Origin of the sequence: Dickeya poaceiphila (assembly GCF_007858975.2) — a bacterium.
Lineage (GTDB): Bacteria > Pseudomonadota > Gammaproteobacteria > Enterobacterales > Enterobacteriaceae > Dickeya > Dickeya poaceiphila.
Genome location: NZ_CP042220.2, coordinates 2837298 through 2862288, shown reverse-complemented (window position 1 = coordinate 2862288; position 24991 = coordinate 2837298). Strand labels below are relative to the sequence as shown.

Here is a 24991-nt window from a genome sequence, read left to right as displayed (position 1 = left end):
ATTACCTTCGGTTATGCCAGTCCGGTGATGGTCAGGAACAGGTCGATAAGCTTAATGCCGATAAACGGCACCAGCAGACCACCCAGCCCGTAAATCCACAGGTTACGGCTTAGCAGCGCGGCGGCGCTCATGGGCTTATAGCTGATCCCCTTCAACGCCAGCGGGATCAGGAACACGATAATCAGCGCGTTGAAGATCACTGCCGACAGCATCGCCGAGGCAGGGGAGTGCAGGTGCATCACGTTCAGCGCGTTTAACTGCGGGTAAGTGGCGGCGAATGCAGCCGGGATGATGGCGAAGTACTTAGCCACATCGTTGGCGATACTAAAGGTGGTGAGCGAACCACGGGTCATCAGCATCTGCTTGCCGATGTGCACCACCTCGATCAGTTTGGTGGGGTTGGAATCCAGATCCACCATGTTGCCCGCTTCTTTAGCCGCCTGTGTGCCGGAGTTCATTGCCACCGCCACATCGGCCTGTGCCAGCGCCGGGGCGTCGTTGGTGCCGTCGCCGGTCATCGCTACCATACGGCCTTCCGCCTGATACTGGCGAATCAGTGCCAGCTTGGCTTCCGGCGTGGCTTCCGACAGAAAGTCATCCACGCCGGCTTCGGCGGCGATGGCCGCGGCGGTCAGCGGGTTATCGCCGGTGATCATCACCGTCTTGATGCCCATATTGCGCAGTTCGGCGAAGCGCTCCTTGATACCGCCTTTGACGATATCCTTCAACGCCACCACACCCAGTACGCGTTTACCTTCGGCTACCACCAGCGGGGTGCCGCCTTTACGTGCCACGCTGGCGACGGCGTCGTCCACCTCTGCCGGGAACTGACCCTGATTGGCTTCAATGTAGCGGCGCAGCGCGTCTACCGCGCCTTTGCGGATGGTGCGGCCCTGAATATTGACGCCGCTCATCCGAGTTTGCGCCGAAAACGGCACGAAGGTGGCGTCCAGATCCTGTAGTGTGCGTTCACGCAGGCCAAAACGCTGTTTAGCCAGCACCACGATGCTGCGGCCTTCCGGGGTTTCGTCGGCCAGCGAGGCCAGTTGCGCTGCGTCGGCCAGTGATTGTTCGCTGACGCCTGGCGCTGGCAGAAACGCGGATGCCTGACGGTTGCCGAGCGTGATGGTGCCGGTTTTGTCCAGCAACAGTACGTCAATGTCGCCGGCGGCTTCTACCGCACGACCGCTGGTAGCGATGACGTTAGCGCCCAACATGCGGCTCATGCCGGCGATGCCGATAGCTGACAGCAATCCGCCGATGGTGGTGGGAATCAGGCACACCAGTAACGCCACCAGTACCGTGATGCTGATGACCGACCCGCTGTTGTTGGCCATCACGCTGAACCAGGAGAACGGCGACAGCGTGGCGACCACCAGCAGAAAGATGATGGTCAGTTCCACCAGCAGGATAGTGAGCGCGACTTCATTCGGCGTTTTACGGCGCCTGGCGTTTTCCACCATGGCGATCATCCGGTCGATAAAGGTTTCGCCGGGGTTGACGGTGCACTGAATGACCAGCCAGTCAGACAACACGCGGGTGCCGCCGGTCACGGATGCGAAGTCGCCGCCGGACTCGCGGATAACCGGTGCGGATTCGCCGGTGATGGCGCTTTCGTCCACCGAGGCGCCGCCTTCGAGCACTTCACCGTCGCAGGGGATCATCTCCCCTGCCGACACCAGCACTACATCACCTTTGCGCAGGCTGTCAGCCGGTACTTTTTGGGTCGCGGCATCGTGATGCGCCGCAGAGAGTTTATTGGCCCAACTGGTTTTTTTTACCCCTTTCAGGGTTTCTGCCTGCGCCTTGCTGCGGCCTTCCGCCAGCGCTTCGGCAACGTTGGCGAACAGTACCGTCACCCACAACCACAGCGACACTGCGCCGGTAAACCCGGCGTTGCCGGCGGTTTGCCCACTGACGATTGCCAGCCAGATACCGGTAGTCAGCAGGCTGCCGATATACACCACGAACATCACCGGATTGCGCCATTGGATGCGCGGATCGAGTTTTTTTACCGCATCCACCAGCGCATTACGCAACAGGGCAGAATCAAAAATCGTTTGCTGTTTACGAATCATCTTTTTTCTCCGGCTCAGTGAACCAGACTTGACTGTAACTGCTCGGCAACAGGACCCAGTGCCAGAGCAGGGATAAAGTTCAGTGCGCTGATCAGCAAAATGATGACGATCAGCAAGCTGATGAATAGCGGGCCACGAGTAGACAGCGACCCTTTGGTTTCCGGCTGGCGTTTTTTCGCCGCCAGCGAACCGGCAATCGCCAGTACTGGAATCAGCGATGAGAAACGCCCCAGCAGCATCGTGATGCCGAGCGTCAGGTTGTAAAACGGGGTGTTGACGTTGAGACCGCCAAAGGCGCTGCCGTTATTGTTGGCAGCAGAGGAATAGGCATACAGCACTTCGCTAAAACCGTGCGCCCCAGGGTTCAGAATACCCGCGCGACCCGCTTCGGTACTGAGTGCCAGCGCGGTGCCCAGCAATACCAGTGCCGGGGTAATCAGAATCGCCAGTGCCGCCATCTTCATTTCCCAGGCTTCGATTTTCTTACCAAGATACTCTGGGGTGCGGCCAATCATCAGCCCGGCGATAAATACCGTCAGTAGCACGAACACTAACATGCCGTAGAAACCGGAACCCACACCACCGAAGATCACTTCGCCAATCTGCATCAACCACATTGGGATCAGGCCGCCCAGCGCGGTGAACGAATCATGCATGGCGTTGACTGCGCCGGAGGATGTTGCCGTCGTGATAGCCGCGAAAAAAGCTGATGCCAGCACGCCAAAGCGAGACTCTTTTCCTTCCAGATTTTGTGCGCTGTCTGCACCCAGTGATAACAGATGCGGGTTGCCGCTGACTTCGGCGTACATGACTACCGTGGTAGCGACAATCAGCATCAGTGACATGGCCCATAGTAAGGTATGCCCCTGACGGCGGTCATTCACTACCCGGCCAAAGGTAAAGCACAACGCGGCGGGGATCAGCAGCATGAACAACATCTGCACGAAGTTGGTCAACGCATTCGGGTTTTCGAATGGATGCGCTGAGTTAGCGCCGAAAAAGCCGCCGCCGTTGGTGCCCAGCATTTTAATCGCTTCCTGTGAGGCCAACGGTCCCATCGGCAGCACCTGTGATGCGCCTTCCAGCGTGGTGAGATGCTGATAAGGCAGGAAGTTCTGGATGCTCCCCTGACTGATGAAAAACAGGCTGAGCAGCAGTGAAATCGGCAGCAACAGATACAGAGTGATGCGCAACAGATCCAGCCAGGCGTTGCCCAGTTCCTGGGTGGTGCGGCGGGCAAACGCGCGCATCAGTACAAAAGCTACTGCGATGCCGGTGGCGGCGGACAGAAAGTTCTGTACCGTTAGCCCCACCATCTGGCTGAAATAGCTGAGGGTGTTTTCTCCGCTGTAAGCCTGCCAGTTGGTGTTGGTCACAAAACTTATCGCGGTGTTGAGCGCCAGATGCCATGACAGGCCCGGCATTTGCTGTGGATTCAGCGGTAACCTGTCCTGATACATCAACATCACGAACAGCAGTGCGATGCCCAACAGGTTGAACGCCAGAATCGAGATGGCGTAGTGTTGCCACTTCATTTCGCGGGTTGAAAAGCCACATAGCCGGGCCACGTTCAGCTCGTAGCGCTGCAATACGCCGGTTTCGCCTTCTACCAGCCGGGCCATAAACTGGCCAAGCGGCTGTGCCAGCACCAATAAGATCGCAAACAGACTGACGATCAATAAAAAAGCATCGCTGGGCATCAGAATTCCTCCGCGTTGAGCAATGCATAGAAAAGGTAAACCAGCAGCAGTACCACCAGTATACCGCCTGCCACCAAGCCAATATTCACAGTCACCTCCAACGGTGTTGACAAACTATCATCCGGTCGTTTCCCACGGTTCAAACTTACCGCGCAACGGCATCTGGCCGGTTCTATACGCTTGAAAATGAGATTCTTCCTACAGCGCTCAGGCTACGCAGAGTAGAAAAAAGAAGGTGCAAATTTCCGTGGGGTGAGCGTAAAAAAAATATAAAAATGGTGAAAAATACGTCAGTTAGGCTATTGATAGGCCAGAGCGAGGTACAGGAGCGGAGGATGGCCCACCGGTACTGACAGTCTGTCTGACATATTGGGTCCGTATAATTACATTTAACTTTGGGTGGCGAAAAAATTAACTAAAATTTAACTTATTGATGAGTATGAAAAAATAGTCAATTTCTGTGTTGTTATCTGGTCCGATGAGTGTAAAATTTAATCAGAGATAACCCTTTAATCAGGAGCCGCTATGATGTCCTATGTTATTTATCCCTGGTACCGGGTCGTTCTGCGTCGAACCGCTGTAGTGCTGCTTGGTCTGGCGGCGTTGCCGGTGATGGTGTTCTGGCGTGGTCGCGCTCGTTTTTATAGCTACTTGCATCGCGTCTGGCTTAAGACCAGCGACAAGCCGGTGTGGCTGGAACAGTCTGAACATGCTGCCAGCTATTTTTACTGATTGACTATCCGCTCAGGGAAGCCACCTGTGGCTGTTTTTTCTTCCGTGCGGTTGTTAGCGCTCTTCTCTTTTTTCTGTCTCTTTTCCTGTCTCTTTTGCTGACTATCTGACCTCCTTCCTCTGCGTAGCTGTCACAGGCTATGCTATTGCGATAGCATTCTCTTTTAATCAAGGAGATACCATGACTGTCGGGCAGCAGCGCGACTCCGATTCTTACCCGCAGGCGCTGCGGTTACGGTATGGGCACTTATTTTTCAGCAGTACGTTAAGGATGGTTCATGACTACACATCTGGTTTGGTTTCGTCACGATTTACGCCTTACCGATAATCTGGCGTTGCACGCCGCCTGTCAGGACCCTGAAGCACGGGTTGAAGCGGTGTTTATCGCCACGCCGCAACAGTGGGCCAGCCATACGATGGCGTCGTGTCAGGCTGCTTTCCTGTTGGGTAATTTGCGTTGTTTGCAGCAAGTGCTGCGGGAGAAAGGTATCCCGCTGCACTACCATCAGTGTAATGATTTTGCCGCCAGTGTGCGTTGGCTAACAGATTTCTGCCGTGAGCGTCAGGTAACGCAGTTATTTTACAACCGTCAGTATGAGTGGAATGAGCGTCAGCGTGATAAACAACTGGAACAGGCGCTGGCGGGGGTGACCGATTGCCGCGGATTTGACGACAGCCTGTTGTTGCCGCCTGGCAGCGTGGTTACCGCGTCTGGCGACATGTACAAGGTGTTTACGCCATTTCGTGCGGCCTTTATCAAACGTCTGCAACAATCTGATGTCAGTTCGATGCCTGCGCCGGCAGCCCGCCAGCATGGGAATGTCGTGCTCTCATCGCTGGCGCCGTTCGACTATCCGCAAACCGACGTTCACGCCGATTTCCCGGTTGGAGAACCAGCCGCCTTGCAGCGCCTGCGCCAGTTCTGCCGCGAGCAGGTCGCGTTCTACCATGAACAGCGTGACCTGCCTGCGCGAGCCGCGACCAGCAAGTTGTCGCCGTATCTGGCGCTGGGGGTACTGTCGCCACGTCAGTGTTTCAATCGGCTACGTGTGGAACACCCGGACTGGTTAACCCGGCTAGAAAGCGGTGCGTTTGTCTGGTTCAGCGAGCTGGTGTGGCGCGAGTTTTACCGTCACCTGCTGGTGTTCAGCCCCGTGTTGTGCAAGCACCAGCCGTTTATTGGCTGGACGCAGCGTGTCGCGTGGCGTAACGCGCCAGATGAGCTGGCGGCGTGGCAGCGGGGAGAAACCGGTTATCCCATCGTTGATGCGGCGATGCGGCAGTTGAATCAGACGGGCTGGATGCACAACCGACTACGGATGATATGCGCCAGTTTTTTGGTGAAAGACCTGCTGATCGACTGGCGTGAAGGCGAGCGCTATTTCATGAGCCAGTTGCTGGACGGCGATTTGGCGGCCAATAACGGCGGCTGGCAGTGGGCGGCATCCACCGGCACCGATGCCGCGCCTTATTTCCGTATTTTCAACCCTACCACGCAGGGGGAGCGTTTCGACCCGGACGGCGAGTTCATCCGACGCTGGGTACCGGAGCTGGCGCAGATTCCGGGCAAGGAGATTCATCATCCTCATGACTGGGCGGCCCGTCAGCACCGACGCATCGACTATCCAGCGCCGATTGTTGACCATAAACAGGCACGTACGCGTACACTGGCGGCATTCGACGCCGCTAAAAAGAATGAAACGGCATGATCGCCACAACAGACACAAGGAGCACAAAACTATGCGTAATACTGAACTGGAAAGCCTGATTAACGGCTTTCTCAATGTGGCGGCGTTTCAGGACTACGGCCCTAATGGGTTACAGGTGGAAGGGCGCAGCGAGGTGCGGCGTATTGTCACCGGCGTCACTGCCTGCCAGGCATTGCTGGACGCCGCTGTAGCGCAGCAGGCTGATGCGGTGCTGGTACATCACGGCTATTTCTGGCGCAACGAACCGGCGGTGATACGCGGCATGAAACGTCAGCGCCTGAAAACCCTGCTGGCGAATGACCTCAACCTGTATGGTTACCACCTGCCGCTGGATGCCCACCCGGACGTGGGCAACAACGCCCGGCTGGCGGTGATGCTGGATATTCGGGTGCAGGGGGAAATTGAGTCGCTGTTGCCATACGGTGAACTGGCCGAGCCTTGCAGCGGTGACGATTTACGTCACAGGCTGGAAACGGTGCTGGAGCGACCGGTTCTGCATTGCGGCGACCATGCGCCTGCGCAGATCCGGCGTATTGCCTGGTGTACCGGCGGCGGGCAAAGCTTTATCGATCAGGCGGCTGATTTTGGCGTTGATGCTTTTATCACCGGCGAAGTGTCGGAAAAAACCATCCATACCGCCCGTGAAATGGGGCTGCATTTCTATGCTGCCGGTCATCATGCAACCGAGCGAGCCGGTATCCGCGCATTAGGCGAGTGGCTGGCGTCGCAACACGGCGTTGAGGTGACATTTATTGATATCCCCAATCCGGCGTAATTGAGGCTGGACGTACATGATGCGATAGCGGAATGAGGCAGATGACATCAGGCGGGAGGAAAAATGCAACGCGCACGCTGTTATTTATTGGGTGAGAGAACGGTGGTGTTGGAGCTGGAACCACCGCTGAGGCTGGAAAGCCAGCAGCGGATCTGGGGACTGGCGGAGCGTTTGACCGGGCACGATGATGTCAGCGAGGTGATTCCCGGCATGAACAACCTGACGGTGGTGCTCAGGAACCCTGCTCAACAGGCGCTGGATGCTATTGAGCGGCTGCAACGCTGGTGGGAAGAGAGTGACTCGCTTACCGACGTGCAACAGCGTGAGGTAGACATTCCGGTAATCTATGGCGGCGAACACGGGCCAGACTTGAATGTCGTGGCGGAACACTGTGGCATGACTGCGCAACAGGTGGTGGAGCGTCATGCCGCCGGGCGTTATGTGGTCTATTTCCTCGGTTTCCAGCCCGGCTTCCCCTATCTTGGCGGGTTGGATGAGGCACTGTCTACACCGCGCCGCGCCGAACCACGCCTGCAGGTGCCTGCCGGTTCGGTAGGCATCGGCGGCAGCCAGACCGGTGTTTATCCACTCAGCACACCGGGTGGCTGGCAGTTGATTGGCCGCACCTCGCTGGCGTTGTTCCAGCCGATGCAAACGCCGCCTACGCTGCTCAAACCGGGGGACCGGGTGCGTTTCGTACCCCAGCGGGAGGGCGTATGCTGAAAGTTATCCGGGCAGGATTGCAGACCACGGTCCAGGATCTTGGGCGTACGGGGTGGCGACAATTAGGCATCAGCCAGTGCGGCGCGCTGGATAGCCCGGCGCTAACACTTGCCAATCTGTTGGTGGGGAATGAAACGAACGCGGCGGCGCTGGAAATTACACTGGGGCAACTGGTGGTCACATTTACCACGCCGTGCTGGATAGCGTTGACCGGTGCAGACTGCCACGCGGTACTGGATGGTAAAACGTTGTGGACCGGGTGGTGCTTCGCTGTACAAAAGGGGCAGACACTGCGTCTGCGATCGCCGCGCAATGGGATGCGCAGTTATCTGGCGGTGTCTGGCGGTATTGCGGTGCCGGAAGTGCTCGGTTCGCGCAGTACCGATCTCAACGCCAGAATCGGTGGACTGGAAGGACGCCCACTGGCGGATGGCGATACCTTGCCACTGGGAAAACCGTGGCGTTTGCCTGGCCGTTCTGTCGGGGTTAAGCAACTACTGTTCAGCAATCGGGTACGTGTATTGCCAGGGCCGGAGTATCAGGCGTTCAGTGAAGCGGCGCGTGACAATTTCTGGCGTACTGGCTGGCATCTTAGCCCACAGAGCAACCGTATGGGGTATCGTCTGTTGGGGCCGGCGTTGATGCTTGAAAAACCACGGGAAATGTTGTCGCATGGTCTGCTACCAGGGGTTATTCAGGTGCCGCACAGCGGTAAGCCGATTGTGCTGATGGCCGATGCTCAAACGACTGGCGGCTATCCACGCATTGGCTGTGTGATTGAAGCTGACTTGTACAACATGGCGCAGTTGCGCCTGGGTGAACCGGTTCACTTTATTCGTTGTTCTCTGGATGAGGCACAGCGAGCATTACAAGAGCAGCACCGCTATCTGGAACAATTGGCTTGGAGGCTACATGGTAATTGATTTGAATGCTGATTTGGGAGAGGGCGGCCAACATGACGAGGCGCTGTTACAACTGGTTTCCTCTGCTAATATCGCCTGCGGTTTTCATGCCGGCGATGCTGACATGATGCGTCAGTCAGTGCGCTGGGCTATTCAGTATGGTGTAGCAATTGGCGCTCACCCAAGTTTTTTTGACCGTGAAAACTTCGGTCGATCGGCGATGAATGTGCCGCCGGAAACGGTTTATGCACAGGTGCTATACCAAATTGGCGCGCTGGCAGCGATTATCAAAGCAGAAGGCGCACGCCTGTTTCACGTCAAACCCCACGGTATGCTCTACAATCAGGCGGCGCGCGACCCCGCGCTGGCAGAGGCCATTGCCCATGCGGTGGCGGCAGTTGATCCGTCGTTATGTCTGGTCGGGCTGGCGGGGAGTGAGCTGATTCGTGCCGGTAAACGCGCCGGACTGAAAACCCGTCAGGAGGTTTTCGCTGACCGTAACTATCAGGCCGATGGTTCGCTGGTGCCGCGTGATCAGCCTGCTGCTGTGATCAGTAGTGACGAGTTGGCGCTGGCTCAGACACTGGAAATGGTGCAGCGTCAGCGGGTTCGTGCCAGTAACGGCAGTTGGGTTGCGGTGCAGGCAGAAACCGTTTGTTTGCATGGTGACAATGCTCATGCGCTGAGCTTTGCCCGTCGGCTACGGGAAAGTTTTGTTCAGTACGGCATACAGGTTATGGCCCGATAATCAGGAAATAATGGCCAGCTTTTTCTGTGGCTGAAAGGCGAGATGTCTATATTTCACTTTTAAAAAAGGTCGGGTAAAAAACCCGACCTGAGTATCTGGTATGCAGATAGCGCCGTTGTGCTTAAGGTTTGGTCGTTAATGGCGTGAAATCGCGCTCGGCATGACCGGTATACAACTGACGCGGACGAGCAATCTTCAGCCCTTCGTCGTGCATTTCGCTCCAGTGAGCAATCCAGCCGACGGTACGTGCCATAGCAAAAATCACCGTAAACATGGTAGACGGAATTCCCATGGCTTTCAGGATAATGCCGGAGTAGAAGTCTACGTTCGGGTAAAGTTTGCGCTCGATGAAGTACGGGTCGTTCAGTGCGATGTTTTCCAGCTCCATCGCCACTTCCAGTAAGTCATCTTTGGTACCCAGTTCTTTAAGCACTTCGTGGCAGGTCTGGCGCATAACGGTGGCGCGCGGGTCGTAATTCTTGTACACACGGTGACCAAAGCCCATCAGGCGGAACGAGTCGTTCTTGTCCTTGGCGCGTTTGATGAATTCTGGAATATGCTCAACCGAGCTGATCTCTTCCAACATGCGCAGACAGGCTTCGTTGGCGCCGCCGTGAGCCGGTCCCCATAGCGAAGCGATGCCCGCGGCGATACAGGCGAATGGGTTGGCACCGGAAGACCCGGCGGTACGCACGGTGGAGGTGGAAGCGTTCTGCTCATGGTCTGCATGAAGAATCAGAATGCGGTCCATGGCGCGTTCCAGCACCGGATTCACGACATACTCTTCGCACGGCGTTGCAAACATCATACGCAGGAAGTTACCAGAGTAGGACAGGTCATTGCGCGGATACACGAACGGCTGACCAATGGAGTATTTGTAACACATCGCCGCCACGGTCGGCATTTTTGACAGCAGACGGTAAGCGGCAATCTCACGATGACGCTCGTTAGCGATATCCAGCGAATCATGATAGAAGGCTGCCAGCGCACCGGTTACGCCGCACAATACCGCCATGGGATGAGAGTCGCGGCGAAAGCCGTGGAACAGGCGCGTAATCTGCTCGTGAATCATGGTGTGGCGAGTAACAGTGGTTTTGAAGGTGTCATACTGCTCTTGTGTCGGTGCTTCGCCAAACAGCAAAATATAACAGACTTCCAGATAGTTAGATTTTTCCGCCAGTTGTGCGATAGGGTAACCACGATGTAACAGAATGCCCTGATCGCCATCAATGTAAGTGATCTTGGATTCGCAGGATGCGGTAGAAGTGAAACCGGGGTCAAATGTGAAATAACCTTTAGAACCGAGGCTACGAATATCAATTTCATCGTTGCCAAGCGTACCAGACAGGACATTTAGCTCAATAGCGTCTTTACCGTCTATTGTAAGTGTTGCTTTTTTTTCAGCCATTTACAGTCTCCTTAGCGCTTTAATCTTTAATTTTAAAAATTTGTCACTGCAGAAATACCGTCATGCCCGCACGCTGGACAAAGGAAACAGACCAGGTGTCACTCTGTAATTAGGAACAGACCGGGTACAGAGTTGACTGTATCGCCAGACGACCACAGTCAGGATGAACACGTTACTCTCCCTGCTTGGGTACTAACCCTGTCCTACTATCTCTAATTATAGCTAGTACTTATCACTTTTCAGGGGGACTTTGCTTTCCACTGTTACATAACTTTGATGAATGGGAAAGCGTTACCGATAAGCTTTAACAAACAGGACAAAGGATTTCTTGGGCCTTAGTTGTAATTTAAATGTTTAAGATTTGTCAAATCAGATAATTAATTTTATATAAATTGTGAAATTCGTGATCTTAATCACTGTTCAGGGCAAATGTTCCCAAACAGTTTGTAGGGTAATTGTAATGGGAATGTGAAGTGCCTATACTGCCGCCAGGTCTCCGGAATACCCTGCAGTAGGAGCACCCAGTGTGATCGGTTTGTGCGGATGAAAATAAAGGACAGTTATTCAGCCGCGCATTGACAGAGACAAGCATCATCTCATCGTTCACACTGTCTGACCCCACAACAGGTCCGGAGGAAGAAAATAATAAAAGCTGTGTGGGCAAACTCGTGAAAAAACAAAGACCTGTCAATCTGGATCTACAAACGGTCCGATTCCCCGTTACCGCGATAGCATCTATTCTTCACCGTGTCTCCGGCGTTATTACGTTTGTTGCTGTGGGTGCTCTGTTGTGGTTGCTCGGCCTCTCACTCTCTTCACCAGAAGGATTTGCTCAAGCGGCGGCTATCATGGGCAGCTTCATCGTGAAATTCATTGTCTGGGGCATCCTGACCGCACTGGCCTATCATATTGTAGGTGGTCTGCGTCATCTGCTGATGGATTTCGGCTATATCGAAGAAAACTTCGCAGCGGGATCTCGTTCTGCAAAAATCTCTTTCATCATTACTGTCGTGCTTTCATTTTTGGCTGGAGTCCTCGTATGGTAAGCAATGCCTCCGCATTGGGGCGTAATGGCGTACACGATTGGTTGTTACTTCGCGCTTCTGCCATCGTCATCGTGCTGTATGTCCTTTATATCGTTGGTTTTGTGGCCAGTGCGGGTCACATCACGTATGAAGTCTGGCGTGGTTTCTTCGCCATGCATCTCACCAAGGTGTTCACCCTGCTGACGCTGTTCGCCATTCTGGTCCATGCCTGGATCGGGATGTGGCAGGTGTTGACTGACTACATCAAACCGCTGGCTGTCCGGCTGACTTTGCAGCTGGCTATCGTGGTCGCCTTGTTGGTGTACGTCATTTATGGAACTGTTGTGGTGTGGGGTGCCTAATGAATTTGCCAGTCAGAGAGTTTGATGCCGTTGTTGTCGGCGCAGGTGGTGCAGGTATGCGCGCTGCGCTGCAGATTTCCCAAATGGGGCTGTCTTGTGCCCTGTTGTCAAAAGTGTTCCCGACCCGTTCTCATACCGTATCTGCTCAAGGTGGTATTACGGTAGCGCTGGGCAATACCCACGAGGATAATTGGGAATGGCACATGTATGACACCGTAAAAGGTTCCGACTATATCGGTGATCAGGATGCGATTGAATATATGTGTAAAACCGGTCCGGAAGCGATTCTGGAGCTGGAACACATGGGATTGCCGTTTTCCCGTCTCGATGATGGTCGTATTTATCAACGCCCGTTCGGCGGTCAGTCCAAGAATTTCGGCGGCGAGCAGGCTGCCCGTACTGCGGCGGCAGCGGACCGTACCGGCCACGCGCTGTTGCATACGCTGTATCAGCAGAACCTGAAAAACCACACGACGATTTTTTCCGAATGGTATGCACTGGATCTGGTGAAAAACCAGGATGGCGCTGTGGTCGGGTGCACGGCTATCTGCATTGAAACCGGCGAAGTCGTCTATTTCAAAGCCCGCGCCACGGTGCTGGCAACCGGTGGTGCAGGTCGTATTTATCAATCCACCACCAATGCACACATCAACACGGGCGATGGTGTCGGCATGGCGCTGCGTGCGGGTGTTCCGGTGCAGGACATGGAAATGTGGCAGTTCCATCCAACCGGCATTGCCGGCGCCGGCGTGCTGGTGACCGAAGGTTGCCGCGGCGAGGGCGGTTACCTGTTGAACAAACACGGTGAGCGTTTCATGGAGCGTTATGCACCTAATGCCAAAGATCTGGCTGGGCGCGATGTGGTCGCTCGTTCCATTATGATTGAAATCCGCGAGGGCCGTGGTTGTGATGGCCCGTGGGGCCCACATGCCAAACTGAAATTGGATCATCTGGGCAAAGAAGTGCTTGAGTCTCGTCTGCCGGGGATTCTGGAATTGTCCCGTACCTTTGCTCACGTAGACCCGGTGAAAGAACCGATTCCGGTTATTCCTACCTGTCATTACATGATGGGCGGTATTCCGACCAAGGTTACCGGCCAGGCCTTGACAGTGAATGAGAAGGGCGAAGACGTGGTGATTCCGGGTCTGTTCGCCGTGGGTGAGATTGCCTGTGTATCGGTACACGGTGCCAACCGTTTAGGCGGTAATTCGCTGCTAGACCTGGTGGTGTTTGGTCGTTCAGCCGGTATGCACCTGCAGGAGTCTCTGGCTGAACAGGGGGCAACCCGTGATGCCAGCGATTCTGATGTCGAAGCCTCGCTGGAACGCCTTAACCGCTGGAATAATTCCCGTTCAGGTGAAGATCCGGTGGAAATCCGCAAAGCGTTGCAATCGTGTATGCAGAACAATTTCTCGGTCTTCCGTGAAGGCGACGCCATGGCGAAAGGGCTGGAAGAACTGAAAGTGATCCGCGAGCGTCTCAAAAATGCCCGTCTGGACGACACGTCAAGCGAGTTTAACACCCAGCGTATCGAATGCCTGGAGTTGGATAACTTGATGGAAACGGCTTATGCCACTGCGGTATCAGCAAATTTCCGTACTGAAAGCCGTGGTGCCCACAGCCGATTCGACTATCCTGATCGTGATGACGAGAATTGGTTATGCCATTCGCTGTATCAACCGCAAACCGAAAGCATGACGCGCCGTGAGGTGAACATGCAGCCTAAACTGCGTCCGGCGTTCCCGCCGAAAGTGCGTACCTATTAATTTTGCGGAGAGAAAGCGATGAAACTTGAATTTTCCATTTATCGTTACAACCCGGATGTCGATAACGCTCCGCACATGCAGGATTATACGCTGGAAGCGGAAGAAGGCCGCGACATGATGCTGCTGGATGCGTTAATCCTCCTCAAAGAGCAGGACCCAACGTTGGCGTTTCGCCGCTCCTGCCGTGAAGGTGTGTGCGGGTCTGATGGCTTGAACATGAATGGCAAGAATGGGCTGGCTTGTATTACCCCTGTGTCCAGTCTGCGCAATGGCAATAGCAAAATTGTGATCCGCCCCCTACCGGGGCTGCCGGTTGTGCGTGATTTGGTAGTAGACATGGGGCAGTTCTATGCCCAATATGAGAAAATCAAACCTTACTTGTTGAATAATGGGAAAAATCCTCCAGCCCGCGAACACCTGCAATCGCCGGAGCAACGGGAAAAACTGGATGGGCTGTACGAGTGCATTATGTGTGCCTGCTGTTCTACATCCTGTCCGTCGTTCTGGTGGAACCCGGATAAGTTTGTCGGGCCTGCAGGTCTGCTGGCAGCATACCGTTTCCTGATTGATAGCCGTGATACGGAAACCAAAGCACGTCTGGATGACTTGAATGATGCTTTCAGTGTATTCCGTTGTCACAGCATCATGAACTGCGTCAGCGTCTGTCCGAAAGGGCTGAACCCGACGCGAGCTATCGGTCACATCAAGTCGATGTTGTTGCAGCGTAGCGCTTGAGTTTCAGACGTATATAGCAAATTGTTCCCCCGCCTTAACGCGGGGTAACGACAGGAAACCTTTAAAAGCTGGCTCACGCGCCTGAACCGTCTTTTAAAGGTTCCTTCGGGATAGGAATATCCGCATTGTGCGTGTAACCAGGCACAATAAGTGAACCGTTTTACGGTCATCCGTTTTATAACGGCAAGATAAGACATATTAACCACGGCGAAAACTAAAGCTTATTAGCTTAAGGGATCACAATGCAGAACGGCGCAATGAAGGCCTGGCTGGATTCCTCCTATCTGGCGGGCGCGAACCAGTCCTACATAGAGCAGCTCTATGAAGATTTTTTAACCGACCCAGATTCTATCGATCACAGCTGGCGTTCGATTTTTCAACAACTTCCTACCACTGGGGTTAAACCGGACCAACTTCACTCCAAAACCCGCGACTATTTTCGGCGTCTGGCGAAGGATGCTTCTCGTTATACTTCTTCCATTACTGACCCTGACAGTGATGCCAAGCAAGTTAAAGTATTGCAGCTGATTAACGCTTTTCGTTTCCGTGGTCATCAGAATGCTGATCTTGATCCACTGGGCTTGTGGAAGCAGGAACATGTAGCGGATCTGGAACTGGCTTACCACAACCTGACTGATGATGATCTGAAAGAGAGCTTTAACGTCGGCTCGTTCGCTATCGGCAAAGAAACTATGCCGCTTGGCGAATTGTATGCGGTGCTTAAGCAGACTTACTGCGGCTCGATTGGCGCGGAATATATGCATATCACCAATACCGAGGAAAAACGCTGGATTCAGCAGCGTATTGAATCGGTGGTAGGGCAGCCAAGTTTTACTGTTGAGGAAAGAAAACGTTTCCTGAAAGAATTAACGGCTGCTGAAGGGCTGGAACGCTATCTGGGGGCTAAGTTCCCTGGCGCCAAGCGCTTCTCGCTGGAAGGGGGCGATGCGCTGATCCCGATGTTGAAGGAAATGATCCGTCACGCGGGTAAAAATGGTACGCGCGAAGTGGTGATGGGGATGGCCCACCGTGGTCGCCTCAACGTGCTAGTGAACGTGATGGGGAAAAAAACCCAGGATCTGTTTGACGAGTTTTCCGGTAAGCACAAAGACCATCTTGGCACCGGTGACGTGAAGTACCATCAGGGTTTCTCATCGGATATGGAAACCGAAGGTGGTAAGGTCCATTTGGCGCTGGCGTTTAACCCGTCGCATCTGGAGATTGTAAGCCCGGTGGTAATGGGTTCGGTACGTGCCCGTATTGATCGTCTGGACAACCCCAGTAGTTCGCTGGTGCTGCCGATCACCATTCATGGCGATGCTGCGATTGCTGGTCAGGGCGTAGTTCAGGAAACCCTGAATATGTCCAAAGCTCGTGGTTATGAGGTGGGCGGAACCATTCGCATCGTCATCAACAACCAAATTGGTTTTACCACATCTAATCCGCGCGATGCACGTTCTACAGAATACTGTACCGATATCGGTAAGATGGTGCAGGCGCCGATCTTCCACGTCAATGCTGATGATCCTGAGGCGGTGGCATTTGTTACTCGTCTGGCATTGGATTTCCGTAATACCTTCCAACGTGATGTATTCATCGATCTGGTCTGTTACCGCCGCCACGGCCACAACGAAGCTGATGAGCCGAGCGCTACCCAGCCGGTCATGTACCAGAAGATCAAGAAACATCCGACGCCGCGTAAAATTTATGCTGATCGCCTGGAGCAACATCGGGTGGCAACGCTGGAAGATGCTACCGAGATGGTCAACCTTTACCGCGATGCGCTGGATGCTGGTGAATGCGTGGTAGATGAGTGGCGTCCAATGGATATGCAGTCCTTTACCTGGATGTCTTATCTCCACCATGAGTGGGACGAGCCTTATCCGCATAAAGTGGAAACCAAGCGTCTGCAGGAACTGGCTCGGCGTATCAGTGAAGTGCCTCAAGCATTGGAAATGCAACCGCGTGTCGCCAAGATTTATAACGACCGTGCTGAAATGGCAGCGGGTGAGAAATTGTTTGACTGGGGTGGCGCTGAAACGCTGGCGTACGCAACCTTGGTGGATGAAGGCATTCCTGTTCGCCTGTCTGGCGAAGATGCCGGTCGTGGTACCTTCTTCCATCGTCATGCGGTGGTACACAACCAGAAAGGGGGTTCCACTTATACGCCGCTGGCGCATGTTCACAATGCCCAGGGGGTTTTCAATGTTTGGGATTCGGTGCTGTCTGAGGAAGCTGTGCTGGCGTTCGAATACGGCTATGCCACAGCCGAACCACGTACGCTGACTATCTGGGAAGCGCAATTTGGTGACTTTGCCAATGGCGCGCAGGTGGTGATTGATCAGTTCATCAGTTCCGGTGAACAGAAATGGGGTCGTATGTGCGGTCTGGTCATGTTGCTGCCGCACGGTTACGAAGGTCAGGGACCAGAGCACTCCTCTGCACGCCTTGAGCGCTATTTGCAACTGTGTGCCGAGCAGAATATGCAGGTCTGCGTTCCGTCAACGCCGGCGCAGGTCTACCATATGTTACGTCGCCAGGCGTTGCGCGGTATGCGCCGTCCGCTGGTGGTGATGTCGCCGAAATCTCTGCTGCGCCATCCACTGGCGATTTCCACGCTGGATGAACTGGCTAATGGACAGTTCCAGCCCGCGATAGGGGAAATTGACGAACTGGATCCAAAAGCAGTGAAGCGTGTCGTGCTGTGTTCCGGCAAGGTTTACTATGATTTACTGGAGCAGCGTCGCAAGAATGAACAGAACGATGTGGCGATAGTGCGTATTGAACAGTTGTATCCGTTCCCGCATCAGGCTGTACAGGCTGCGCTTGAACCATTCGCCCACGTACATGATTTTGTCTGGTGTCAGGAAGAGCCTCTGAACCAGGGTGCATGGTATTGCAGCCAGCACCACCTTCGTGAGGCGATTCCTTTTGGCGCCTCGTTGCGGTATGCCGGTCGCCCGGCCTCTGCTTCACCCGCCGTTGGCTATATGTCCGTACACCAGAAACAACAGCAAGCTCTGGTTGATGACGCGCTGAACGTTAATTAAATAAATAAGGATAGATGATGAGTAGCGTAGATATTCTTGTACCTGATCTGCCTGAATCAGTAGCTGATGCCACTGTCGCTACCTGGCACAAGAAACCGGGCGATAGCGTCCAGCGAGATGACGTGCTGGTTGAGATTGAAACCGATAAAGTTGTACTCGAAGTTCCTGCAATTGCAGCCGGCGTGTTGGAAGCGGTGCTGGAAGCAGAAGGTGCCACTGTAACATCTCGCCAGGTGCTGGGTCGTTTGCGCCCTGGAGACAACTCCGGGAAAGAAACCAGCGAAAAAGCACAGAGCAAAGAATCAACGCCTGCACAGCGCCATACTGCTGGACTGGAAGATGAAAATAACGACGCGTTGAGTCCGGCGATTCGCCGCCTGATTGCGGAGCACGATCTGGATGCCTCTGCCATTAAAGGTAGCGGTGTTGGTGGGCGTATCACTCGTGAAGACGTGGAAAAACATCTGGCTAGTCAGAAGGTTGCCAGCAAACCGGCGCAGGCGTCAGCTGCCACGCCGGCTTCCTCTGCACCAGCGTTGGGGAACCGTAGCGAGAAACGTGTTCCTATGACTCGTCTGCGTAAGCGCGTAGCCGAGCGTTTGCTGGAAGCGAAAAATAGTACCGCTATGCTGACTACGTTCAACGAAGTCAACATGCAACCGATTATGGATCTGCGCAAGCAGTATGGTGAGGCGTTTGAAAAACGCCACGGCGTGCGTCTGGGTTTCATGTCCTTCTATATCAAAGCTGTGGTTGAGGCATTAAAACGTTATCCAGAAGTGAATGCGTCTATTGATGGCGAAGATGTGGTTTACCATAACTACTTTGACGTCAGTATCGCTGTGTCGACCCCGCGCGGTCTGGTAACGCCAGTACTGAAAGATGTCGATTTGCTGGGTATGGCTGAAATCGAGAAGAAAATCAAAGAGCTGGCGGTAAAAGGCCGTGACGGTAAATTAACTGTCGAAGAGCTGACCGGCGGTAACTTCACCATTACCAACGGCGGCGTGTTTGGTTCTCTGATGTCAACCCCAATTATCAACCCGCCACAAAGTGCAATTCTGGGGATGCATGCCATCAAAGATCGCCCAATGGCGGTAGATGGCCAGGTTGTGATCCTGCCAATGATGTATCTGGCGCTGTCTTACGATCATCGTCTGATTGATGGTCGGGAGTCAGTCGGTTTCCTGGTTACAGTTAAAGAGATGCTGGAAGACCCGGCACGCTTACTGTTGGATGTCTGACCCGTTGCAGATTAAAGGCGGCTGACCTGCGCTCTGCTGCCTTTAATTATGTGCTATGCAGGCCGTTGCGAATGAGCGGCGGCGTTATCCACGACAGAGAGTCTCTGGACTTTTTTCAAACTTAAATGGATAGAACATCATGAATTTACATGAGTATCAGGCAAAACAGCTCTTTGCTCGGTATGGTTTACCGGCACCGACCGGTTACGCCTGCACAACACCGCGCGAAGCGGAAGAAGCTGCATCCAAGATTGGTGCCGGTCCGTGGGTTGTTAAATGTCAGGTGCACGCTGGTGGTCGCGGCAAGGCTGGCGGTGTGAAGCTGGTTAATAGCAAAGAAGAGATCCGCGCCTTTGCTGAAAACTGGCTGGGTAAACGTCTGGTAACCTATCAAACGGATGCCAACGGTCAGCCGGTTCATCAGATTCTGGTGGAAGGTGCGACAGATATTGATAAAGAGCTTTATCTGGGCGCGGTTGTTGATCGTGGTACTCGTCGAGTGGTGTTCATGGCCTCTACCGAGGGCGGCGTTGAGATTGAAAAAGTTGCAGAAGAAACACCACACCTGATTCACAAAGTTGCACTGGATCCATTGACCGGCCCTCAGCCGTATCAAGGACGTGAACTGGCGTTCAAGCTGGGCTTGAATGGCAAGCAGGTAGCTCAGTTCACCAAAATTTTCATGGGGCTGGCGACGCTGTTCCTGGAACGTGATCTGGCGTTAGTAGAAATCAACCCGTTGGTTATCACCAAACAGGGAGACTTGGTTTGTCTGGACGGCAAGCTGGGTGCTGACGGTAATGCTTTGTTCCGCCAACCGGAACTGCGCGAAATGCGTGACCACTCCCAGGAAGATGCGCGCGAAGCTCATGCGGCGCAGTGGGAACTGAACTATGTCGCGCTGGATGGCAACATCGGTTGCATGGTGAATGGCGCAGGTCTGGCGATGGGTACCATGGACATCGTGAAGCTGCACGGTGGTTCACCAGCTAACTTCCTTGACGTGGGCGGCGGCGCAACCAAAGAACGTGTGACCGAAGCGTTCAAAATCATTTTGTCCGACGATAAGGTAAAAGCGGTACTGGTAAATATTTTCGGTGGTATCGTGCGTTGCGACCTGATTGCCGACGGTATTATTGGCGCGGTAGCTGAAGTGGGTGTGAACGTTCCGGTAGTGGTGCGCCTGGAAGGCAATAATGCTGAACTGGGAGCGCAAAAACTGGCGGACAGTGGTCTGAATATCATTGCTGCGACCAGCCTGACGGATGCGGCTCAGCAAGTGGTTGCTGCAGTGGAGGGTAAATAATGTCCATTCTGATCGATAAAAACACCAAGGTCATCTGCCAGGGTTTTACCGGTAGCCAGGGGTCTTTTCATTCTGAGCAGGCGATTGCCTACGGTACGCAGATGGTTGGTGGCGTGACGCCAGGTAAAGGCGGCACTGAACATCTGGGGCTGCCGGTATTCAACACCGTGCGCGAAGCGGTAGAAGCTACTGGCGCGACGGCATCGGTTATTTATGTACCGGCACCGTTCTGTAAAGATTCTATTCTGGAAGCCATTGATGCCGGTATTCAATTGGTTATCTGCATCACCGAAGGTATCCCAACGCTGGATATGCTGACGGTGAAAGTGAAGCTGGAGCAGAGCGGTGTGCGTATGATCGGCCCGAACTGTCCTGGGGTAATTACACCGGGCGCCTGCAAAATTGGCATCATGCCGGGTCACATTCATTTACCGGGCAAGGTGGGTATCGTTTCTCGCTCAGGTACGTTGACCTATGAAGCGGTGAAGCAGACTACGGATGCTGGTCTTGGCCAGTCAACCTGTGTAGGTATCGGCGGTGACCCTATTCCAGGTTCTAACTTTATCGATATTCTCAAGCTGTTCGAGCAGGATCCGCAGACCGAAGCTATCGTGATGATCGGTGAAATCGGTGGTACTGCAGAAGAAGAAGCGGCAGCTTATATTAAGGAACACGTTACCAAGCCGGTAGTAGGCTACATCGCTGGTGTGACTGCGCCAAAAGGCAAGCGAATGGGTCATGCTGGTGCGATTATCGCAGGTGGCAAAGGCACGGCGGATGACAAGTTCGCTGCCCTTGAAGCTGCCGGCGTTAAGACAGTGCGTAGTCTGGCTGACATCGGCGATGCGGTAAAAACGGTACTGGCGCGTTAAGCCGGGTACAGCGTATCGGAAGTAGTGTTTTAATGTTTAAAGTTCGACATGTTTTGGCCACCTTGGGTGGCCTTTTTTATATTTGAATCTTGTCGCAAAAATTCAGCCTGAAAGAAAAGATATTTAATCATAACGGCAACAATAAAATAACATTTTTTGCATTAATTAAAAATTTCCATATTTGGGATCAACCCACGTTATTTTTAATTAAAATAAAAAATATATTATTAACGACATGAGTTAGAAACTGCTCAATTACATGAAATTAACATTTAATGAAATGTAAAATAAAAGGCGATTTTTATTAACAAGTGCGCGAATACTTGTTTTAGATCAAAAATATAAAGTGGATATCCATCCTGAAATAAGATTAAATTGCGGCAGGTCAATTATGCTTCTGATGGTCTGCGGCGTGGGGTTGGCGTAGAATCAAAAAACTCAATCCTCATCACGTAAAAACCTATTTATCACAGGGGGGTAGAAGCGTAATATACCAATACTCTAATGTGAGTATGCTATTTGTATTCTGTAGTTTTTATTTGGTTTACTTTTCAAATGCGCGGTGTTGACGCATATAGCGCATATTGAGGCCTGTGCTAAAGCAATAGTTGTGTTCTTTAGGTTACTAACTGCCGGGTATTTAGTGGCTTGTCCGTACAGCGAGCTAAAGACCCTCCTGCGAGGAGCAAGGAGTTAAGATGTTTGATGTAGTCGAACTGTCACGTTTACAGTTTGCCTTGACAGCGATGTATCATTTCCTGTTCGTGCCTTTAACGCTGGGGATGGCGTTTTTGCTGGCGATCATGGAAACCGTGTATGTCTTGTCCGGCAAACAAATCTACAAAGATATGACCAAGTTTTGGGGCAAGCTGTTTGCAATCAACTTTGCACTCGGTGTTGCTACCGGTCTGACCATGGAATTCCAGTTCGGTACTAACTGGTCATATTACTCTCACTATGTTGGCGATATCTTCGGTGCACCTCTGGCTATCGAAGGATTGATGGCGTTCTTCCTGGAATCCACTTTCGTCGGGTTGTTCTTCTTTGGCTGGGATCGTTTAGGTAAAGTTCAACACATGGCGGTAACCTGGTTGGTAGCGTTAGGTTCCAACCTGTCTGCACTGTGGATTCTAGTGGCTAATGGCTGGATGCAGAACCCGATAGCATCAGATTTCAACTTCGAAACCATGCGTATGGAGATGGTGAGTTTTGCCGATCTGGTGTTGAACCCGGTTGCTCAGGTGAAATTCGTTCATACCGTCGCTGCAGGCTACTGTACCGGTGCCATGTTTATTCTGGGCATTAGTTCCTACTATCTGCTGAAAGGGCGCGATGTCGCTTTTGCCAAACGCTCTTTTGCGATTGGGGCCAGTTTTGGTATGGCGGCAGTTTTGTCTGTTATCGTTCTGGGTGATGAGTCCGGTTATGAGATGGGCGACGTTCAGAAAACCAAACTGGCTGCTGTCGAAGCGGAATGGGAAACTCAGCCAGCACCGGCAGCGTTTACATTGTTTGGTATTCCGAATCAGGAGACGATGGAGAATAAATATTCAGTCCAGATCCCCTACATGCTGGGCCTGATTGCTACCCGTTCTACCAACAAAACGGTTACCGGCCTGAAAGAGCTGATGGAACAGCATGAAGTACGTATCCGTAACGGGATGAAGGCTTATCAACTGTTGCAAAAACTGCGCTCTGGCAACACTGACCCTGCCGTACGTAATGAGTTCCTCAAGAACAAGCAGGATCTTGGTTATGGCTTGCTGCTGAAACGCTATACCCCGAATGTGGCTGATGCCAGCGATGTACAGATTAAACAGGCGGTTAAAGACTCTATTCCGCGTGTGGCACCGCTGTATTTCTCTTTCCGCATCATGGTCGCTTGCGGTGTATTGATGCTGCTTATCATCGGTCTGTCGTTCTGGACGGTGTTACGCAATAAGATTGGGCAAAAGCGCTGGCTGCATACTATTGCATTGTATGGCATCCCGTTGCCGTGGATTGCTGTTGAGGCTGGTTGGTTTGTTGCGGAATATGGCCGTCAACCGTGGGCGATTGGTGAAGTGTTGCCGACAGCGGTCGCCAACTCATCCTTAACCGCGGGAGACATCCTGTTTTCCATGGGGCTGATTTGTGGTCTCTACACGCTGTTCCTGGTGGCTGAAATGTACCTGATGTTCAAGTATGCGCGTCTGGGTCCAAGCAGCCTGAAAACGGGTGCTTATCACTTCGAACAGCCGAACACGGCTCAGGAAGCACGGTAACAGGAGTCCACTATGTTTGATTATGAAGTCTTGCGTTTTGTCTGGTGGCTGCTGATTGGTGTGCTACTGATCGGTTTTGCGGTCACCGATGGTTTCGATATGGGCGTCGGTATACTGGTACGCCTGATGGGGCGTAATGATGTAGAGCGTCGCGTGATGATTAACAGCATTGCGCCGCACTGGGACGGTAATCAGGTTTGGCTTATCACCGCAGGCGGCGCACTGTTCGCCGCCTGGCCGATGGTTTATGCCGCAGCGTTCTCTGGGTTCTACATCGCAATGATTCTGGTGTTGGCGTCTTTGTATTTCCGTCCGGTTGGTTTCGACTACCGTTCGAAAATCGAAGATCTACGCTGGCGTAACATGTGGGACTGGGGCATTTTTATTGGTAGCTTTGTACCGCCGGTGGTCATCGGTGTGGCATTTGGTAACCTGCTGCAGGGTGTGCCGTTCCACGTAGATGAGTATCTGCGTTTGTACTACACCGGCAATTTCTTCCAGTTACTCAATCCGTTTGGGTTGCTGGCAGGTGTGGTTAGCCTAAGCATGATTGTGGCTCAGGGCGCTACTTATCTGGTGATGCGTACCACTGGTGATCTGCATTTCCGTGCCAAAAAAGTCGCTCAATTCTCTTCGTTGGCACTGACAGTAACTTTTGCTCTGGCTGGCGTATGGGTTGTCTACGGCATTGATGGTTATGCGGTGACGTCGGTCATTAATACTGCTGGTGAGTCTAATCCACTACATAAAGAAGTTGTTCGTCAGGCTGGTGCCTGGATGGTCAATTTCAATAACCATCCTGTGTTGTGGGCTATCCCTCTGCTGGGTGTCCTGCTACCTCTGGTAACGGTGGTGATGGCTCGTGCGGCAAAAGGCGCAATGGCGTTTCTGTTCTCTTCGCTCAGCATTGCCTGCGTGATTTTGACTGCCGGTATCGCCATGTTCCCATTCATCATGCCGTCGGTGACCGTACCGAATGTCAGCCTGACCATGTGGGATGCAACCTCCAGCCTGCTTACGCTCAGAGTGATGACTGTAGTGGCGATTATTTTCGTCCCTATCGTGCTGTCCTACACCATCTGGTGTTATTACAAAATGTTCGGACGCATCACTAAAGAGCATGTCGAGCAGAATTCTCATTCGTTGTACTAAGTAAGGAGCCTGATTTATGTGGTATTTTGCCTGGATATTGGGAACGCTTCTTGCTTGCTCGCTGGGCGTGATTACCGCTCTGGCACTGGAACAGGGCGAAGCAAACAGGACGAATCAAGATAAACCGCAATGATTGCTTTTATTGATCGTCTTTACTGCTGTATGGATAAGGGCCCGTTACGGGCCCTTTCCCTGATGATGGCGTTATTATTGGCTGGATGCGTATTCTGGGAGCCGGCACGTTTTGCCGCTCGCACCAGTTCGTTGGCAGTCTGGCAGGGGATAGCACTGATTTGGGCGGTTTGTACCGGTGTCGTGCATGGTGTGGGTTTTCGTCCGCAACAGATGCGGTGGCGTACCTTCTTCTTGCCCCTTCCTGCCTTTGTGATCCTCGCCGCAGGATTGTATTACTACTTCCTGTAGTATAAGTCCTCATTCCT

General features: G+C 53.1%; 22 protein-coding genes. 18 read left to right on the top strand and 4 right to left on the bottom strand.

The features are described 5' to 3' along the window. Positions 1-11: 11 nt before the first annotated feature. From kdpB to kdpF, 3 genes are read right to left on the bottom strand one after another with little or no spacing between them, the layout of a single operon-like run. Positions 12-2078 carry a potassium-transporting ATPase subunit KdpB gene (gene kdpB / locus Dpoa569_RS12690; protein WP_042869513.1) on the bottom strand — a complete coding sequence of 689 codons (2067 nt, stop codon included), beginning with the start codon at positions 2076-2078 and terminating at the stop codon, positions 12-14. A 14-nt stretch (positions 2079-2092) separates the two neighbouring features. Beyond that, positions 2093-3778 (bottom strand): potassium-transporting ATPase subunit KdpA, encoded by a 1686-nt coding sequence (gene kdpA / locus Dpoa569_RS12685; protein ID WP_042869515.1) that lies wholly within the window; start codon positions 3776-3778, stop codon positions 2093-2095. After that, positions 3778-3867, bottom strand: coding sequence for a K(+)-transporting ATPase subunit F (kdpF, locus tag Dpoa569_RS12680; RefSeq protein WP_080578346.1), 90 nt, complete (start codon positions 3865-3867; stop codon positions 3778-3780). Before kdpF ends, kdpA begins: the two co-directional genes overlap by 1 nt. Before the next feature lie 436 nt (positions 3868-4303). Between kdpF and Dpoa569_RS12675 the strand changes: the two genes are divergently transcribed. From Dpoa569_RS12675 to pxpA, 6 genes are all read left to right on the top strand, one after another. After that, positions 4304-4510, top strand: coding sequence for a YbfA family protein (locus Dpoa569_RS12675; protein ID WP_146411416.1), 207 nt, complete (start codon positions 4304-4306; stop codon positions 4508-4510). A 278-nt stretch (positions 4511-4788) separates the two neighbouring features. Continuing rightward, positions 4789-6219: a deoxyribodipyrimidine photo-lyase gene (phrB, locus tag Dpoa569_RS12670; protein WP_042869519.1), complete on the top strand. Its 1431-nt coding sequence runs from the start codon at positions 4789-4791 to the stop codon at positions 6217-6219. A gap of 31 nt (positions 6220-6250) precedes the next feature. After that, positions 6251-6994, top strand: coding sequence for a type 2 GTP cyclohydrolase I (locus Dpoa569_RS12665; RefSeq protein WP_042869522.1), 744 nt, complete (start codon positions 6251-6253; stop codon positions 6992-6994). Positions 6995-7057: 63 nt separating this feature from the next. Next, the gene (gene pxpB, locus Dpoa569_RS12660; protein ID WP_042869524.1) at positions 7058-7717 is read left to right on the top strand and encodes a 5-oxoprolinase subunit PxpB; all 660 of its coding nucleotides are present in this window, start codon (positions 7058-7060) and stop codon (positions 7715-7717) included. Then, positions 7711-8640 carry a 5-oxoprolinase subunit PxpC gene (gene pxpC, locus Dpoa569_RS12655; protein ID WP_042869526.1) on the top strand — a complete coding sequence of 310 codons (930 nt, stop codon included), beginning with the start codon at positions 7711-7713 and terminating at the stop codon, positions 8638-8640. The genes pxpB and pxpC overlap by 7 nt, the downstream gene beginning before the upstream one ends. Next, complete coding sequence (gene pxpA, locus Dpoa569_RS12650; protein ID WP_042869528.1) at positions 8630-9367, top strand: 5-oxoprolinase subunit PxpA; 738 nt, start codon at positions 8630-8632, stop codon at positions 9365-9367. Before pxpC ends, pxpA begins: the two co-directional genes overlap by 11 nt. 121 nt (positions 9368-9488) lie before the next feature. Here pxpA and Dpoa569_RS12645 read toward each other — a convergent pair whose 3' ends face one another. Beyond that, positions 9489-10775, bottom strand: coding sequence for a citrate synthase (locus Dpoa569_RS12645; RefSeq protein WP_042869530.1), 1287 nt, complete (start codon positions 10773-10775; stop codon positions 9489-9491). A gap of 656 nt (positions 10776-11431) precedes the next feature. On the opposite strand from Dpoa569_RS12645, the gene sdhC reads away from it, so the two are divergent. The 12 genes from sdhC to ybgE all read left to right on the top strand — a co-directional run bounded on the left by sdhC (position 11432) and on the right by ybgE (position 24974). Further along, the gene (gene sdhC, locus Dpoa569_RS12640; protein WP_042869532.1) at positions 11432-11821 is read left to right on the top strand and encodes a succinate dehydrogenase cytochrome b556 subunit; all 390 of its coding nucleotides are present in this window, start codon (positions 11432-11434) and stop codon (positions 11819-11821) included. Next, positions 11815-12162 (top strand): succinate dehydrogenase membrane anchor subunit, encoded by a 348-nt coding sequence (sdhD, locus tag Dpoa569_RS12635; RefSeq protein WP_042869535.1) that lies wholly within the window; start codon positions 11815-11817, stop codon positions 12160-12162. The genes sdhC and sdhD overlap by 7 nt, the downstream gene beginning before the upstream one ends. Further along, positions 12162-13928 carry a succinate dehydrogenase flavoprotein subunit gene (sdhA, locus tag Dpoa569_RS12630; RefSeq protein WP_042869537.1) on the top strand — a complete coding sequence of 589 codons (1767 nt, stop codon included), beginning with the start codon at positions 12162-12164 and terminating at the stop codon, positions 13926-13928. The genes sdhD and sdhA overlap by 1 nt, the downstream gene beginning before the upstream one ends. 18 nt (positions 13929-13946) lie before the next feature. Then, the gene (locus tag Dpoa569_RS12625; protein WP_042869539.1) at positions 13947-14663 is read left to right on the top strand and encodes a succinate dehydrogenase iron-sulfur subunit; all 717 of its coding nucleotides are present in this window, start codon (positions 13947-13949) and stop codon (positions 14661-14663) included. Positions 14664-14905: 242 nt separating this feature from the next. Further along, positions 14906-17713, top strand: coding sequence for a 2-oxoglutarate dehydrogenase E1 component (sucA, locus tag Dpoa569_RS12620; RefSeq protein ID WP_042869541.1), 2808 nt, complete (start codon positions 14906-14908; stop codon positions 17711-17713). A 17-nt stretch (positions 17714-17730) separates the two neighbouring features. After that, positions 17731-18957 carry a 2-oxoglutarate dehydrogenase complex dihydrolipoyllysine-residue succinyltransferase gene (gene odhB / locus Dpoa569_RS12615; RefSeq protein WP_042869543.1) on the top strand — a complete coding sequence of 409 codons (1227 nt, stop codon included), beginning with the start codon at positions 17731-17733 and terminating at the stop codon, positions 18955-18957. Positions 18958-19096: 139 nt separating this feature from the next. Then, the gene (gene sucC, locus Dpoa569_RS12610) at positions 19097-20263 is read left to right on the top strand and encodes an ADP-forming succinate--CoA ligase subunit beta (protein WP_042869545.1); all 1167 of its coding nucleotides are present in this window, start codon (positions 19097-19099) and stop codon (positions 20261-20263) included. Continuing rightward, a complete protein-coding gene (gene sucD / locus Dpoa569_RS12605; RefSeq protein WP_042869547.1) occupies positions 20263-21135 on the top strand; it encodes a succinate--CoA ligase subunit alpha in 873 nt (290 codons plus the stop codon). Before sucC ends, sucD begins: the two co-directional genes overlap by 1 nt. Positions 21136-21833: 698 nt before the next feature. Continuing rightward, positions 21834-23399, top strand: a complete 1566-nt coding sequence (cydA, locus tag Dpoa569_RS12600; protein ID WP_042869548.1) for a cytochrome ubiquinol oxidase subunit I — start codon at positions 21834-21836, stop codon at positions 23397-23399. 12 nt (positions 23400-23411) lie between these two features. Beyond that, on the top strand, positions 23412-24551 hold the full coding sequence (cydB, locus tag Dpoa569_RS12595; protein WP_042869549.1) for a cytochrome d ubiquinol oxidase subunit II: 1140 nt from the start codon (positions 23412-23414) through the stop codon (positions 24549-24551). 16 nt (positions 24552-24567) lie between these two features. Continuing rightward, positions 24568-24684 (top strand): cytochrome bd-I oxidase subunit CydX, encoded by a 117-nt coding sequence (gene cydX / locus Dpoa569_RS12590; RefSeq protein WP_071604289.1) that lies wholly within the window; start codon positions 24568-24570, stop codon positions 24682-24684. Then, complete coding sequence (gene ybgE, locus Dpoa569_RS12585; protein WP_042869550.1) at positions 24681-24974, top strand: cyd operon protein YbgE; 294 nt, start codon at positions 24681-24683, stop codon at positions 24972-24974. Before cydX ends, ybgE begins: the two co-directional genes overlap by 4 nt. The last annotated feature ends 17 nt before the right edge of the window (positions 24975-24991 follow it).